Origin of the sequence: Lacisediminihabitans profunda (assembly GCF_008040105.1) — a bacterium.
Taxonomy (GTDB): domain Bacteria; phylum Actinomycetota; class Actinomycetes; order Actinomycetales; family Microbacteriaceae; genus Lacisediminihabitans; species Lacisediminihabitans profunda.
The window spans coordinates 192,702-207,506 of sequence record NZ_VRMG01000015.1; the positions used below are offsets into that span (position 1 = coordinate 192,702).

Genomic DNA, 14,805 nt, shown 5'->3' on the forward strand with positions numbered 1-14,805 from the left:
CTTGCGCCGCCACTGTTTCTCGACCCTCGCCCAACCTGCGGCGGCGTTGGAACAGGATGTCGCGGCGAAGAGTGTCAGGGCGCACCCCCGACAGGCACACCATACACACAGAAACGCCGAGCAACCCCATTTCACTCCCGATCATGACGACGCCTCCCACTCATCTCGGTGACAGACCACGACGGCTGCCGGGCGCGCGGCGGCGCCAAAGCCGACGCCCCCGGATGCCCCACCGAGCCGCCGGGGGGACCGGCCGTCGCGCGAATACTGAGCCGGAATCCGACCACCGCAACCTCCACGCTCACCGTGACGACGGCGCCGTCGACCACGCAACCGTCGAGCCGCGCCCCGTTTGACGCCGCCACGTCGGCTGCCGATTCGCAGGGATCTCCCGGCTGGATGCCGACGGCCACGTCCGCCGCGGCGAGCGCGGAGGCATCGGCCGCCGCCCAGCCCTGTCCCACCGCGGCGAGAACGCGAATGACCGGAATCATGAGCGCCGCGACGGCGATGACAACCGCGACAACCGCGATGCCGAGCACCGATCCCGAGCCGCTCTCGCCCCTCACCGCCCACCGGCCAGGGCGCAGCTGCGCGCCGAGAGGGACACGGCTCCCAGCAATCCGCGCGCCACGGATCCGGAAGAGCTCGCACGCACGCACACGACGGACCCCTGGCCCTCCTCGCTCAGCATCGCTCCCGGAGCGAGCCTGGCCGCCAATCGGCCAGCCGTGCCGAGATCCTCCCCACGCGCCAGCGCCCGGGCGGCGCTCGCCGCCACCTGCTGCAGCATGAGTTGCGCGCCGGCGAGCTGCAGCCCGGACAGGCACAGCCCGAGCACGAGCACCACCGCCGGGATCACGACGGCGAACTCCGCCGTCACGCTTCCGCGGTCGGGAGAGCCGTCACCCCGCGAAGGTGAGCGCACGGTGCACCAGGTCGGTGAGGATCCCCCTCACCTCGTCGCTTCGCAGTATCGCGACCAGCAGCCCAGCAAAGCCGACCGCGGCCATCGTCGCAATCGCGTACTCGGCCGTCGCCGCCCCCTCCTCGTGTGCCAGCATCCTCTTCAACCGTTTCATGCCCCTGTCCCTTCGTATCGATTGGCCGTGCCGACGCGCGCCGGCAACGCCAGCCTGACCTCGTTCGGCGCCCCTCGGCGCCGTCGCCATCTGGCCGGGGGCAACCGTCGAACGGGCAGTGGCTGGGGGCGAGACGAGGGGCCATTCAGAACCCCGCTACCGTCGAGGACACCACGGCGATGAGCAGTGGTGCGACGCCGAGCAGCATGAACGCGGGCAGCACGCAGATGCCCAGCGGAAGCATGAGGGTGACCGCCACCGTCGCCGCCCGGCGTTCCCCCGCGCTGCGGGCGGCCCGTCTCGCCTCCGCCGCCTCGCTGCGCAGGAGGGCCGCCGCCGGGACGCCCGCACGCCGCGACAGCGCGAGCACGTCGTCGATGGCCTCGCGCCCCCCGTCGTCGTCGAGGCCGAATCGTGTCCACGCCGCGCTCACGGAGGAAATGGCCCGCGGGAGCGCCGCGCCGCCCGACACCGCGATGGCCATGAGATCGAGGGAGAGGCCCGGGGTGAGCTGCCTCGGCCGCGCCGAGTCGACAACGCGCCGACTCCACCACCGGGCCGCGAGCATCAGCCCCACCCCGAGGGCGAGGCAGGCGAGTCCGGGCGGGGTGCTGAACAGCACCGACAGGCTGTCGAACCCGAGCACCAGCCCGAAGAGCACGCCGACCACGGGCAGCATCACCACCATTCGCGCGGTCGCGGTCGGACCGGCGAGCGCGGTGCGCAGGTCTTCCTGATTCTGCGCGAGGGCCCGCAGCGACGCCGCGAGTTCCGCGAGTGTCGGTGCGAGCGGGGCACCGGCATCCGTCGCCACCTGCCAGGCCGCGGCGATTCCGCGCCAGACCGGCTCGTTGCGCCCGGCCGACGGGGCGACAGCGAGCACCGCCTCGGCGATGCTCGTGCCGGCCGCGACAGAGTCGACGATGGCGCGCAGCCTGGCCGCCTCAGGCCCGACGGCCGCCTCGGCGAGGTAGCCCCATCCCGACGACGGGGCCACTCCCGCCGAAAGCAGCACACCGAGCCGCTGCACGAAAGAGGCGATCGGCTCGACGCTGGCCGTCTCGCTAGCCACCCGCCGCCTCCACCATGATCAGCCGCCCGCGCGGATCCAGCTCGAATCGGCCGATCTGGGCGAGCCGACGTGAGCCGGCCGCGCGCTCGAGGTGGAGCACCGTACCGATCGCGCTCACCGTCTGCCGGGCAATCGCGGTCTCGCTCATCCCGGCGAGCGCACCGAGCGCCTCGAGCCGGGCCGGCACGTCCTCCAGCGAGTTGGCGTGAAGAGTTCCGGCGCCGCCGTCATGACCGGTGTTGAGCGCCGCGAGCAGCTCACGGATCTCGCCGCCGCGGCACTCGCCGAGCACGAGCCGGTCCGGGCGCATCCGCAACGCCTCGCGCACGAGACGTTCGAGCCCCAGCTGGCCCGCGCCTTCGAGGTTCGCCTGCCGGGACTCGAGCGACACGAAGTGCGGATGCGCCACTCGCAACTCGGCGACATCCTCGATCGCGATGATGCGGTCGGCCGGCGCCGCGCGCGCGAGCAGGGCCGCGAGAAGGGTGGTCTTCCCCGTGCCGGCCGCACCGGTGATGAGCAGGTTCTCCCGCCGGGCCACGAGCCGGTCGATGGCGTCGAGGGGAACCAGGGAGAAGAATCCGGTCGCGTCGAGATCGCCGAGACCCAGTCGCTCGAGTCGTGGCAGCCGGATAGAGAGGAGCGTGCCACCGGTGGAGATCGGCGGCAGCACGGCATGCACGCGGATGCCATCGTGCAGGCGCACATCCACGCAGGGTGTCGCTTCGTCGATGTGGCGTCCGCCGAGGGCGATCAGTCGCACCGCCAACTCCCGCAGCTGGGACTCGGCGACCGTCGGCATCCGCTCGCGCTCCGCGCCCCGGCCACGATCGACCCACACCCCGCCCGGCCCGTTGACGAAGACGTCGGTGACGGCCGCATCGGACACGAACGGCCCGAGCGGTCCGAAGTCGGACAGCTCCTCCCCGGCGATCCCCCGCCGCATCGGATCGACCGACCGATGTCCGCCGGAAGAGGGCGAGACGTCACTGTCCAGCACGCCGACCGAGTGCGCCGCCCCGCGTCCGCGGAACCCGCCAGGCCTGCCCACGACGAAACGCTCAGGCGGCCCGGGCGACGGCGTCCGCTCGAACGGTCCGTCCGGCCCAGTCGGGCCCGAGGGCGCCGGAAGCGAGTCGAAGCGATCGAACATCGCCCGACCGTATCCGTCGGCGGGGCACCAGTGGACTCGCGGCGGAGCGCGGTGACGCATCGGGAATCGTGGGTGTCGCCGGGGAGGAGGGGAGGCGGGGCAGGGGCCCGCCCTCTCCAGACCGAATTGTCTACCCGGGGCCGTCGTGAGCCTGCCGATTAAAAGAAGAGGGGCGGCGCCGGTTGGGGGGAACAGACGCCGCCACAGCAACGCTGGATTGGGGGGAATCGCTACGCGCTGCTTACCGAATTTGCATTCGACGGGTCTCAGTGTACTCCAGCAAGGCCCGCACGCAAGAGAAGATGTTCCGGCATCACAGCACGTTCCCAGAGTGGAATTCGGCAGCAGTGTTGTCGGGCCGCTACGAAGCGCAACCTGCGCCCGGTCTAGGATCGGAAGGACGATTTCAACGGCCACCGCGCCGCACGCTCGAACAGGATAACGATGTCCAACACCTCTATCGACAGCCTTCAGCATGAAGAGCGCCGATTCCCGCCGACGGCCTCGTTTTCGGCCACCGCGGTGGCCACGAGCGCTCTCTACGACGAGGCGAAGGCGGACCGTCTCGCCTTCTGGGCCAGACAATCCCGCGACCTGCTGCACTGGCACAAGGACTTCACTCAGACCCTCGACTGGTCGAACGCTCCATTCGCCAGATGGTTCGCCGACGGCGAGCTCAATGTGGCATACAACTGCCTCGACCGTCACGTTCTGGCTGGCAACGGCGACCGGATCGCCATCCACTGGGAGGGCGAACCGGGCGACAGCCGCGACATCAGCTACGCCGAGCTCACCGCCGAGGTCAAACGCGCCGCGAACCTGCTGACCAAGCTCGGCATCGGCAAAGGCGACCGGGTCGCCATCTACCTTCCGATGATTCCCGAGGCCGTCGTCTCGATGCTCGCCGTCGCGCGCGTCGGCGCCGTGCACTCGGTGATCTTCGGCGGTTTCAGTGCGGAAAGTCTCCGCTCCCGCATCGACGACGCGAGCGCCAAGCTCGTCATCACCGCAGACGGCGGATGGCGCAAGGGGCGCGTGAGCCCCCTCAAGCCCGCGGTGGACGGCGCGCTCGCGAAGGAGGGCGACCTCTCGGTAGAGCACGTCCTCGTGGTGAAGCGGTGCGACAACGACGTGGAATGGACCGAGGGCCGCGACCTCTGGTGGCACGAGGAGATCGAAACCGTCGACGCCGAGCACGAGGCGGAGGCATTCGAGGCGGAGCAGCCCCTCTTCATCCTCTACACGTCGGGCACGACCGGCAAGCCCAAGGGAATCCTGCACACTACCGGCGGCTACCTCACCCAGGTCGCGTTCACGCACAAGAACGTGTTCGACCTTCACCCGGAGACAGACGTCTACTGGTGCACCGCCGACGTCGGATGGATCACCGGGCACAGCTACGTCGTCTACGGCCCGCTCGCCAACGGCGCAACGCAGGTGCTCTACGAGGGCACTCCAGACACGCCGCACCCCGGCCGCTGGTGGGAGATCATCCAGAAGTATGGCGTGACCATCTTCTACACGGCGCCCACCGCCATCCGGTCCTTCATGAAGCTCGGCCGCGAGATTCCCGATTCGTTCGACCTCTCGAGCCTTCGGGTGCTGGGCAGTGTCGGCGAACCGATCAACCCCGAGGCGTGGGTCTGGTACCGCGAGGTGATCGGCGGGGGGAGCACTCCGATCGTCGACACCTGGTGGCAGACCGAGACGGGGGCCATCATGATCTCCGCGCTGCCGGGCGTGACGATCACGAAACCCGGCTCGGCGCAGGTACCGGTGCCCGGCATCACGATCGAGGTGCTCGACGAGGCCGGAACGCCGGTTCCGGCGGGAGGCGGCGGCCTGCTCGCCGTGACCGAGCCGTGGCCTTCGATGCTGCGGGGCATCTGGGGCGACCCGGAGCGCTTCAAGGAAACCTACTGGGACAAGTTCGCCGCGGTTCTCGACAAGCCCGTGTACTTTGCCGGGGATGGCGCCCGCCTCGACGAGGACGGCGACATCTGGCTGCTCGGCCGCGTCGACGACGTGATGAACGTCTCGGGCCACCGTCTCTCGACAGCCGAGATCGAGTCGGCGCTCGTGTCGCATCCGATCGTGGCCGAGTCCGCCGTGGTCGGAGCCGCGGACGAGACGACCGGCCAGGCCGTCGTCGCGTTCGTGATCCTGCGCAGCGAACATGTCGAGCACCAGACTCCGGATGAGGCGAGCGCACTGCTGCGCATCCACGTCTCGGAGCAGATCGGCGCGATCGCGCGGCCGAGGGAGATCTTCATCGTGGCGGAGCTGCCGAAGACCCGGTCGGGCAAGATCATGCGCCGCCTGCTTCAGGATGTCGCGGAGGGACGGGCCATCGGTGACACGACCACGCTCGCCGACACCTCGGTGATGCAGATCATCAGCGACAAACTCAGCAAGGGGTAGCGCGGCACCGCCCGGCCCCGCGCCGATTCGCGTTTCTCCGGAGGTTTGAGCCCGAAACCCCACTGTGCACGTTCACAGCGGCCGGTTTCGCGCCGAATCGGAAGAACCTCCGGAGAAACGCCAGGGGCTGGTCCCTGCACAGGGCAGGGTTTCGGCCGTTCATGCACAGACGCGGTGCGGTCGACTCCCATGGTCAAGCCGCGCGAGCACACTGGCGCGCATGCAGCGACCCTTACCGATCGACCAGCTCGTGCGGGCATCCGGGGGAATTGCCCCTCGACGACAGATCCTGGATGCTGGCCACACCCCGAAAGCGCTCGCCTGGAACGTCGGGCAGGGCCGGCTGGTGCGAGTGCGCCGCGCGTGGTACGCCCTGCCGGATGCCGAACCAGACCGAGTGAACGCCGTACGACTGGGCGGGCGGCTGGGCTCGTTCTCGGCGGCGGCAAGTTACGGCATCTGGCGCGGCCTGGATCGAGATCTGCACGTCAGTTGGAAGCCGCACGGAAACGTGGCCAAGCCTGGTCGCGTGCAATTCGACTTCCCTGCATCACGTGATCTCCCCCCAGGGCGGAGCGTGATTTCTCACTGGCGGGTCGATGGCTTCGCGGAGGGGCCGGATGCGTGGCGCGAGTCGGTGCCTCAAACACTTGCGCAGATTCTCCTGTCTGCGGAACAGACCGCAGCGGCATGCTCGTGCGACTCCGCCCTCAACCGGGGACTGCTGGACGTCTTCCAGCTGTTCGAACTCTTCGAGCGGCTGCCTCGTCGACTTCGCCGCCTTCGCCTTCGACTCGACGGGCGGGCGGATTCGGGGCTCGAGACCATAGTGAGGTTGTGGCTGGTGTCGATCGGTCTTGACGTTCGCTCCCAGGTCATGATCGGCGGGCGTGCGGTCGACCTCCTGGTCGGCACGTCCCTTGTCATCGAAACCGACGGCCGCGAATGGCATTCCGACGAGGAACGCTTCAACAGCGACCGGATCCGCACAGCCCAACTTCAGTCGCTCGGCTACACGGTCATCAAGCTCAGCTACGTCATGATCATGTTCAACTGGCCGCTTGTGGAGGCCGTGGTGCGAAGCGCCCTGCAGTCCGGCCGTCACCTCGACGCCGTACGCTGACGCCGGCAACCGAGCCCGGCCCGCTGCTTGTCCGCCAAAGCGCGGCAACTGCGCGGCTACCGCTCGGCATCCTGACGCCGCGCGACATCCGCAACGCGCGTTTCTCCGGAGGTTTCGTTCCACGCACTCGACTTGCACGTTCAATTACGACAGACTGCCCCGAAATCACCGCCGGAACAGCGAATCCTCCGGAGAAACGCGCAGGGCGCGCAAAGCGGAGGCGCAGGACGCGGAGACGCAAAGCGGACGCAAAGCGGGGGCGCAGCACTCGGCGGGCCGCGCCACCGGCGCTACGCGAACTCGAGGATGAGCTCCACCTCGACGGGCGAGTCGAGCGGAAGCACGGCCACGCCGACGGCGCTACGCGCGTGCACGCCGAGATCGCCGAAGATCTCACCGAGAAGCTCGGATGCCCCGTTGATCACGCCGGGCTGGCCGGTGAACGAGGGGTCGGATGCCACGAAACCGACGACCTTCACGACGCGCGTGATGCGGTCGAGGGATCCGATGGCCGACTTCGCCGCGGCGAGCGCGTTGAGGGCACAGGTCGCCGCGTAGCCGCGGGCGTCCTCCGGGCTGACGGTGGCACCGACCTTGCCGGTGGCGGCGAGGGTGCCGGCGACCATCGGCAGCTGGCCGGAGGTGAACACGAGGTTGCCGCTCACGACCGCCGGAATGTAGGCGGCGACCGGCCGGGCCACGTCGGGGATGGTCAGTCCGAGTTCGGCGATGCGGTCATCCAATTTCGACATCAGGCGTCTTCCTTCTTCTCGCGCTTGAGGTAGGCGACGAGGCCACCCTCCGGTCCCTGCACCACCTGAACGAGCTCCCAGCCGTCGGATCCCCAGTTGTTGAGAATTGCCGCCGTATTGTGCACGATCAGGGGGGTTGTGACGTATTCGAAGCTCGGCATCACGGCATCCGTTCAGGTTCAGTTCGGGCGGTAAACGTAGCTTTGATTGTATGGGTGAAGATTTGCGTCGCTCCGGTCTGCCCACAGTGGTGGCCGGATTCTTTGGTCTCAGCATGCTCGCCGGCGTGCTGGTGACGGCAATGGTGACCCCCGCCGTGGCCGTGACCAGCCAGACCGCCGAGGCATCGATCGCGGTGTTCGACAAGCTCCCCGACTACCTCGCGCTCGGCTCCGGATCGCAGCAGAACACCATCTACGCCACGCGCGCCGGCGCCCCGGTGCAGATCGCCACCATCTACAACCAGAACCGCCAGGAGGTGGCCTGGGATGCCGTGTCGCCCTTCCTGAAGAACGCGGCTGTGGCAGGCGAAGACCGCCGCTTCTACAAGCACGGCGGCGTCGATGTGGAATCGGTCGCCCGCGCAGCGATAGGCAACATCGCGAGCAACGGCATCACGAGCGGAAGCTCGACCCTCGACATGCAGTTGGTGAAGAACATCCTCGTGCAGCAGGCGCTGCAGGTGGACGACCCCAAGGCCCGACAGGTGGCCTACCAGGCGGCGATCGACGACACGCTGCAGCGCAAGCTCAAGGAGATGAAGCTCGCGATCGGCCTCGACAAGGAGTACCCCAAGAAACAGATCCTCCTTGCGTACCTCAACATCACCGGCTTTGGCGGAAACACCTACGGGGTGGAGTCGGCGGCGCGGCAGTACTTCAGCGTGCCGGCGAAGGACGTGACGCTCCCGCAGGCGGCGAGCCTCATCGCCATCGTGCAGCAGCCCAACCGTCAGAATCTCAGCGACCCCAAGTACTACAAGGCCAACAAGGTGCGACGGGACCAGATCCTCACGGCCATGTACGACGTGAAGGACATCACCAAGAAGCAGTTCGACGAGGCGATCGCCACTCCGATCGCCTCCGAGGTGAAGATCACGCCTCCGAGCAGCGGATGCCTGTACGCCGTCGACGCGAAGTTTGCCTGCGACTACGTGAAGCGGCTCGTGCCCAGCCTCGCCTCGCTCGGCCCGAACGTCGCCGCACGAACCACGGCGTGGGCCACCGGCGGCTACAAGATCTACACGAGCATCGACCTCGACCAGCAGGATGCGGCCCAGGCCGCGCTGAGCAAGAGCGCACCGGCCAACGAGTCCCGGTTCGCGCTCGGCGCTTCGGCGGTGTCGGTGCAGCCGGGCACGGGAAAAATCCTGATCATGGCCCAGAACAAGGAGTATGACAACTCGGCAAGCGGTGATCCGCTCACGACCACTGCCGTCAATCTCAGCACCGACCGTTCGTACGGCGGGTCATCCGGCTTCCCCACCGGATCCACCTACAAGATCTTCACCCTCACCGACTGGCTGCAGAACGGCCACGGCCTCAATGACGTCGTCAACGGGAGCGTGCGGGCATTCCCGCAGTCGAGCTTCAAGGCGCCCTGCGACCCGGGCGCGCTGAGCGGCTCGCCCTACGCGCCCAAGAACGACTCCTCGGGCGAGGGCGGTTCGATGACGGTGCTCAACGCCACGAAGAACTCGGTGAACGCGGCATTCGTGGCCATGGCGCAGAAGCTCGACCTGTGCGACATCCGCGCCGACGCAACCGCCATGGGCGTGCACCGCGCGGACGACACCCCGAAGAAGCCGTCTCCCCTGCACGTCGACCCGTCGTCGGTGCTCGGCACCAACGAGATCGCCCCGCTCACCATGGCCGCGGCGATCGCCACGATCGGGGCCAACGGCCTCTATTGCGCTCCGACCATGGTCGACAAGATCGTGGGACCGGATGGCAAGGAGCTGGCCGGACAGCAGTCCAACTGCAGCCAGACCATCACCGCGAAAATCGCCTCCACTGTGGCCTACGCCCTCTCGGCCGTGATGAAGTCGGGCACTGGTGCCCCCGGCGCGCCCAGGGACGGCGTGCCCATCGTCGGTAAGACCGGAACGACGGATGACTCGTACCACAACTGGCTCATCGCCAGCACGACGAAGGCGGCGCTCGCGGTGTGGGTCGGCAACATCCAGGGCACGCCTGGCCTGCGCACGCCCAAGAACCCGCAGGGTGACCAAAGCCTGCGCAACATCAGCATCGCCGGAACCAACGGGTACAACACCAAGTTCAACATCTTCCGCGCGACCATGAAGTCGCTCGACTCCAATCCCGCCTACAAGGGCGGAGCGTTCCCCCTGCCCGACCAGTCACTGCTCAAGGGCCGCGGCGTACCGGTGCCAGACGTGACCGGCCAGCAGCCCGCCGCGGCGAAGGCCCTGCTCGAGAGCCTCCAGTTCACGGTCGCGGACGGCGGAACCGTGCCGTCCTCCGTGCCGGCGGGCCAGGTTGCCAGGACGGACCCACCGGCCGGAACCGTCGGGGCGCTCGGCGACACCATCACCGTCTACACGAGCGACGGGACCCTGGCGACGACCATGCCGGATGTCGTGGGCAACGCCCGCGCCGCGGCGGTAACCGCCCTCGAGGCGGCCGGTTTCGCCAAGTCGAAACTCAGTTACAGCTGGGTGTCGAGCGCGCCGGCCGACCTCTGCAAGGTGCTCGCCACCAACCCGGCGGCGGGCGCCAAGACGGGCACCGACGCCTCGGTGGTGCTCACGGTCGGCAACGGCGGCTCGGTAAATGGGTCGGACCCCGGGCCACTGTGCCCCTGAGCGTCGGCCCAGACCCGGCACGACCCCAGATTTGATCGGTTACCCTAAGCTTTATGTCTGCCCTCAAAGTGAAGCCGTCAGGCGTGATCGGCGGCCTCATCGGCCTCGTCGGTTTCAGCGTGCTTGCCGGCGTGCTCGTCACCGCCATGGTCACCCCCGCTCTCGCCGTGACAAGCTCGGCCGCCAAGGGCGCGATCGGCATCTTCGACAACCTCCCCGACTACATCCAGATCGGCGGCCAGTCGCAGCGCAATGAGATCTATGCGCTCCGGGGCGGCGCTTCGGTGCCGATCGCCACGGTGTACGACCAGAACCGTCAGGAAGTGGCCTGGGACGGCGTTTCCCAATTCGTGAAGGATGCCGCGGTCGCCGGCGAAGACCGCCGGTTCTACCAGCACGGCGGCGTCGACCTGCAGTCGCTGCTGCGCGCCGGGGTCGGCTTCGTCACGAAGACGGGAACGACGGGTGGTTCGACTCTGGCGATGCAGCTCGTGAAGAACATCCGCGTGCAGCAGGCCCTGCAGGAGAGCACCCCGGCCAAGATCAAGGCCGCCTACGCGGACGCCATCAAGGCGACCCCGGACCGCAAGCTCGCAGAGATGAAGCTCGCCATCGGCCTGGAGAAGCGGTACAGCAAGAACCAGATCCTGCTGGCCTACCTGAACATCACGGGCTTCGGAGGCGTCACCTACGGAATCGAAGCGGCGGCGGAACGCTACTTCAGCGTCACCGCCAAGGACGTGACCCTCGCCCAGGCCGCGAGCCTCGTTGCGATCGTGCAGCAGCCGAACGACCAGCGCCTCGATAACCCGGCGCACTACCGGGTGAACAAGCTGCGACGCGACATCATCCTCGGCGACATGCTCGAGCTCGGCAAGATCACCCAGAAGCAGCACGACGAGGCGGTCGCCACCCCGATCGAGTCCTACATCAAGCTGAGCCTGCCCAACAACGGCTGCCTGAACGCCGCGGACGCCAAGTTCTTCTGCGACTACGTCGTGCGCAACGTGCCCAACCTCACCGCGCTCGGAGCGAGCAAGACCGAGCGCGCCGCCAACTGGACGCACGGCGGGTACAAGATCTACACGAGCCTCGACCTCGACCAGCAGGACGTGGCCCAGGCCCAGATCAACAAGACGACCCCGAACACCGAGACCCGATTCGCGCTGGGGTCGGCGGCGGTGGCCATGCAACCGGGAACCGGCAAGATCCTCGTGATGGCCCAGAACAAGGACTACAACAACACGAGCGAGGCCACCCCGGCGCAGACCTCGATCAACTACAGCACCGATCAGGCCTACGGCGGCTCGACCGGATTCCAGACCGGATCGACCTACAAGATCTTCACCCTCACCGACTGGTTGCAGAACGGGCACGGGCTGCAGGAGCGGGTCGACGGAACGCCGCGCACATTCGCGGCGAACTCGTTCAAATGCAAGGGCCAGCCCACCGGATCGCCGTACGCGCCCAAGAACGACAGCGGAGGCGAGGGCGGGTCGAGGACGGTGCTCTCTGCCACCACGAACTCGGTGAACGTCGCGTTCGTCGCGATGGCCCAGAAGCTGGACCTGTGCGACATCCGGGATGACGCGATCGCGATGGGCGTGCACCGGGCCGACGGCAAGGAACTCGACTACTACCCGTCCACCGTGCTGGGCGTGAACCAGATCGCGCCCCTCTCCATGGCAGGTGCGATCGCCACCATCGGGGCCGGCGGCGTGTACTGCGCCCCGACCGCCGTCGACAAGGTCGTCGGACCGGACGGCAAGGAGCTTCCCGGCCAGGAGAAGGACTGCACGCAGGCCATCGACCCGAAGATCGCGGCGACCGTGGCGTACGCGCTCAAGACGGTCTTCACGGCCGGCACGGCCACCTCGGCCAACCCCCGAGACGGCGTCGACCTCGTGGGCAAGACCGGAACCACCGACGGCTCGTACCAGAACTGGCTCATCGGCACGACGACCAAGGTCGCCCTGGCCGTCTGGGTCGGCAACATCCAGGGCGACCCGGCCAAGCGCACCGCGAAGAATCTCGGTGGTGAGCAGAGCCTCCGGCAGATCAGCGTGGGCGGCGCGAACGGGTACAGCCTCAAGTTCACCATCTTCAAGACGGCGATCAAGTCGCTCAACGCCAACCCCGCGTACAAGGGCGGAGCGTTCCCCGCGCCCGACTCGGCACTGCTCGCCGGGCGCAGCGCCATCGTGCCCTCCGTGGTCGGCCAGTCGCCGGCCGCGGCCGAGGCGCTGCTCACCAGCCTGCAGTTCAACTATGCGGACGGTGGTCCTGAGGCCTCGGCCCAGCCCGCGGGCGTGGTGTCTCGCACCGATCCGCCGGCCGGCACGTCGACCAGCCTCGGGCAGACGGTGACCGTCTACACGAGCGACGGCTCCCTGGCCACGACGATGCCCAACGTCGTGGGTCTCGACGTGCAGAAGGCGAATTCCACCCTCGCGTCGTACGGCTTCAGCCCGAGCAACGTGACCTACACGTGGATCGCCGGGTCGCCGACGCCCGGACCGAACCAGACCTGCACCGTGGCCAGCTCCAACCCCGCAGCAGGTGCCGCCGCCTCCAAACAGGATCCAATCACGCTCACGGTCTACGGCAAGCCGGACGGCTCAGAACCTGGCGGGGGCGCGTGTCCTCACTAGGCGGTGAGCGCAGCGCCGGCCGGGTCGTGACAACGGCCCTGGCCGGAGCCGCCGCGGCCGGGCTCGGGGCGCTCGCCTGGGGCAGCCTCGTGGAGCGCAATCGCTTCACGCTGCGTCGCCAGGTGGTCCCGATCCTGCAGGCCGGCGCGCGGCCGCTCACCGTGCTTCACATCTCCGACCTGCACATGGCTCCGTGGCAGCGCGCCAAGCAGGAGTGGGTGCGCGGGCTCGCCGTGTTCGAGCCTGACCTCATCGTGAACACGGGAGACAACCTCGGACACGAGCGCGGCAACGAGGGTGTGGAGTACGCCCTCGAGCCGTTCCGCGGCATCCCGGGAATCTTCGTGCACGGCTCGAACGACTATCACGGCCCGGTGCTCAAGAACCCGTTCACGTACTTCATCGCGCCCTCCGAGAAGAGCCATCACGCGCCGAATCTCGACACGAAACGACTGAACGCGTTCTTCGAGGGTCTCGGCTGGCTCCAGCTCGACAACACCGCGCGCGCCATGAGCATCAAGGGTTCGCGCCTCGAGTTCCTCGGCGTCAACGACGCGCACATCGGCTGGGACAAGCTCGAGCGGATCCCGGGCGCGATGGACGAGATGCGGGAAAACGTGGGCTGGCAGGATGACGTGGGCGGCCCGGACCCGGTCACGATCGCCATCACCCACTCCCCCTACCAGCGGGTGCTCGACACGTTCGTCACCTACGGCGCCGAGCTCATCTTCGCCGGGCACACCCATGGCGGTCAGGTCTGCGTGCCCGGCTACGGTGCCCTGGTGACCAATTGCGACATCCCGCGCGAGCAGGTCAGCGGCCTCAGCCTGTGGAAGCACGCCGGTCGTGTGGCCTATCTGAACGTGTCCGCGGGGCTCGGAACCTCCATCTTTGCCCCCGTCAGGTTCGCCTGCCCGCCCGAAGCGACGCTGATGACACTTGTCCCTCGAGATTTCAGCTATTCTTGATGAGGCTCAGGGTTGGAACCGCAAGGTTTCCGCTCTCAGTCGATCGGGGTGTGGCGCAGTTTGGTAGCGCGCTTCGTTCGGGACGAAGAGGTCGCAGGTTCAAATCCTGTTACCCCGACAAATGTCATGTCTCGAGACATCGTTCATAGATGTCTTGAGACATGGTTCACAATTCGCTCTCCTTTGGGAGGGCGTTTTGTGGTTTCTGGGGTTGGTAGTCGGTGTTGGTGTCGAGGGTGAGTTCGCGGAGGAGTTCGCCGGTGGTGGGGTTGATGATGCGGATGTCGCGGTCGTGGATGAGGAGTCGGATGCGGACGCCTTTGTGTGCTCGGCCGATGCCGATGTGGTGCATTTTCGAGTTGTAGCGGAGGGTGACGACTCCGGAGTCGTCGATGCGGTCTTCTCGGATTCTCCAGTGGCCGTCGGTGCCGGCGGGGGTGGCTTTGCTGCGTGCGCTGTAGGACTGTTTCCCGCGGCGGATCCCGCGCAGCCCCTGACGGCGCATCAGCCGCTCGACCGTGCAGCGGGCCACTGATTCGGCCTGGGTTTAGTTCCGTCTTTTGATCAAGGATGGAACTGATGGCTAGATATACGACTGAGATGCGTGAGCGGGCTCTGAGGATGCTCGGTGAGGCGCGGGTGGATCACCCGAATCAGATGACGGCGATCCGGCATGTGGCAGGGCTGCTGGGGATGAGTCCCGAGACGTTGCGGGTGTGGCAGCGCCGTTACGAGGTCGACGCGGGCGCAAGGCCCGGC

At 67.7% G+C, this 14,805-nt stretch carries 12 protein-coding genes, 1 tRNA gene and 2 pseudogenes; 7 read left to right on the forward strand and 8 right to left on the reverse strand.

Annotated elements, in window-relative coordinates; translation table 11 throughout:
• Window positions 1-131: 131 nt before the first annotated feature.
• The 5 genes from FVP33_RS18105 to FVP33_RS18125 all read right to left on the reverse strand — a co-directional run bounded on the left by FVP33_RS18105 (window position 132) and on the right by FVP33_RS18125 (window position 3,307).
• A complete protein-coding gene (locus tag FVP33_RS18105; RefSeq protein ID WP_147785092.1) occupies window positions 132-569 on the reverse strand; it encodes an Rv3654c family TadE-like protein in 438 nt (145 codons plus the stop codon).
• Window positions 566-883, reverse strand: a complete 318-nt coding sequence (locus FVP33_RS18110; RefSeq protein ID WP_246142410.1) for a TadE family type IV pilus minor pilin — start codon at window positions 881-883, stop codon at window positions 566-568. The genes FVP33_RS18105 and FVP33_RS18110 overlap by 4 nt, the downstream gene beginning before the upstream one ends.
• A 22-nt stretch (window positions 884-905) precedes the next feature.
• A complete protein-coding gene (locus FVP33_RS18115) occupies window positions 906-1,082 on the reverse strand; it encodes a DUF4244 domain-containing protein (protein ID WP_147785094.1) in 177 nt (58 codons plus the stop codon).
• Window positions 1,083-1,227: 145 nt separating this feature from the next.
• Window positions 1,228-2,154 carry a type II secretion system F family protein gene (locus tag FVP33_RS18120; RefSeq protein WP_147785095.1) on the reverse strand — a complete coding sequence of 309 codons (927 nt, stop codon included), beginning with the start codon at window positions 2,152-2,154 and terminating at the stop codon, window positions 1,228-1,230.
• Window positions 2,147-3,307 carry a TadA family conjugal transfer-associated ATPase gene (locus FVP33_RS18125; protein ID WP_147785096.1) on the reverse strand — a complete coding sequence of 387 codons (1,161 nt, stop codon included), beginning with the start codon at window positions 3,305-3,307 and terminating at the stop codon, window positions 2,147-2,149. The genes FVP33_RS18120 and FVP33_RS18125 overlap by 8 nt, the downstream gene beginning before the upstream one ends.
• 444 nt (window positions 3,308-3,751) lie before the next feature.
• Between FVP33_RS18125 and acs the strand changes: the two genes are divergently transcribed.
• Window positions 3,752-5,728 (forward strand): acetate--CoA ligase, encoded by a 1,977-nt coding sequence (gene acs / locus FVP33_RS18130; RefSeq protein ID WP_147785097.1) that lies wholly within the window; start codon window positions 3,752-3,754, stop codon window positions 5,726-5,728.
• A 220-nt stretch (window positions 5,729-5,948) separates the two neighbouring features.
• The gene (locus FVP33_RS18135) at window positions 5,949-6,851 is read left to right on the forward strand and encodes a DUF559 domain-containing protein (protein ID WP_147785098.1); all 903 of its coding nucleotides are present in this window, start codon (window positions 5,949-5,951) and stop codon (window positions 6,849-6,851) included.
• 290 nt (window positions 6,852-7,141) lie between these two features.
• Here the strand turns inward: FVP33_RS18135 and FVP33_RS18140 are convergent, their stop codons facing one another.
• Window positions 7,142-7,603 (reverse strand): RidA family protein, encoded by a 462-nt coding sequence (locus FVP33_RS18140; RefSeq protein ID WP_147785099.1) that lies wholly within the window; start codon window positions 7,601-7,603, stop codon window positions 7,142-7,144.
• Entirely contained in the window at window positions 7,603-7,764 is a 162-nt protein-coding gene (gene sp36 / locus FVP33_RS19625) for a Sp36 family protein (RefSeq protein WP_187270801.1), read from the reverse strand. The genes FVP33_RS18140 and sp36 overlap by 1 nt, the downstream gene beginning before the upstream one ends.
• Before the next feature lie 50 nt (window positions 7,765-7,814).
• Here sp36 and FVP33_RS18145 point away from each other — a divergent pair, with 50 nt between their 5' ends.
• From FVP33_RS18145 to FVP33_RS18160, 4 genes are all read left to right on the forward strand, one after another.
• Window positions 7,815-10,427, forward strand: a complete 2,613-nt coding sequence (locus FVP33_RS18145; protein ID WP_147785100.1) for a transglycosylase domain-containing protein — start codon at window positions 7,815-7,817, stop codon at window positions 10,425-10,427.
• Between the two features lie 53 nt (window positions 10,428-10,480).
• Window positions 10,481-13,078, forward strand: coding sequence for a transglycosylase domain-containing protein (locus FVP33_RS18150; protein WP_147785101.1), 2,598 nt, complete (start codon window positions 10,481-10,483; stop codon window positions 13,076-13,078).
• Window positions 13,066-14,046, forward strand: a complete 981-nt coding sequence (locus FVP33_RS18155) for a metallophosphoesterase (RefSeq protein WP_246142411.1) — start codon at window positions 13,066-13,068, stop codon at window positions 14,044-14,046. Before FVP33_RS18150 ends, FVP33_RS18155 begins: the two co-directional genes overlap by 13 nt.
• A gap of 44 nt (window positions 14,047-14,090) precedes the next feature.
• Window positions 14,091-14,164 (forward strand) — tRNA-Pro (locus FVP33_RS18160).
• Window positions 14,165-14,212: 48 nt separating this feature from the next.
• Here FVP33_RS18160 and FVP33_RS18165 read toward each other — a convergent pair.
• Window positions 14,213-14,578: pseudogene (locus FVP33_RS18165) on the reverse strand (hypothetical protein); the annotation flags it as partial.
• Between the two features lie 47 nt (window positions 14,579-14,625).
• On the opposite strand from FVP33_RS18165, the pseudogene FVP33_RS19815 reads away from it, so the two are divergent.
• A pseudogene (locus FVP33_RS19815) lies at window positions 14,626-14,805 on the forward strand (IS3-like element ISMyma3 family transposase); the annotation flags it as partial.

Bases quoted from the DNA above. Each gene is read 5' to 3' on its own strand.
- FVP33_RS18115 (WP_147785094.1), bottom strand. From the start codon at position 1,082: ATGAAACGGTTGAAGAGGATGCTGGCACACGAGGAGGGGGCGGCGACG.
- FVP33_RS18125 (WP_147785096.1), bottom strand. From the start codon at position 3,307: ATGTTCGATCGCTTCGACTCGCTTCCGGCGCCCTCGGGCCCGACTGGG.
- acs (WP_147785097.1), top strand. From the start codon at position 3,752: ATGTCCAACACCTCTATCGACAGCCTTCAGCATGAAGAGCGCCGATTC.
- FVP33_RS18135 (WP_147785098.1), top strand. From the start codon at position 5,949: ATGCAGCGACCCTTACCGATCGACCAGCTCGTGCGGGCATCCGGGGGA.
- FVP33_RS18140 (WP_147785099.1), bottom strand. From the start codon at position 7,603: ATGTCGAAATTGGATGACCGCATCGCCGAACTCGGACTGACCATCCCC.
- sp36 (WP_187270801.1), bottom strand. From the start codon at position 7,764: ATGCCGAGCTTCGAATACGTCACAACCCCCCTGATCGTGCACAATACG.
- FVP33_RS18145 (WP_147785100.1), top strand. From the start codon at position 7,815: ATGGGTGAAGATTTGCGTCGCTCCGGTCTGCCCACAGTGGTGGCCGGA.
- FVP33_RS18150 (WP_147785101.1), top strand. From the start codon at position 10,481: ATGTCTGCCCTCAAAGTGAAGCCGTCAGGCGTGATCGGCGGCCTCATC.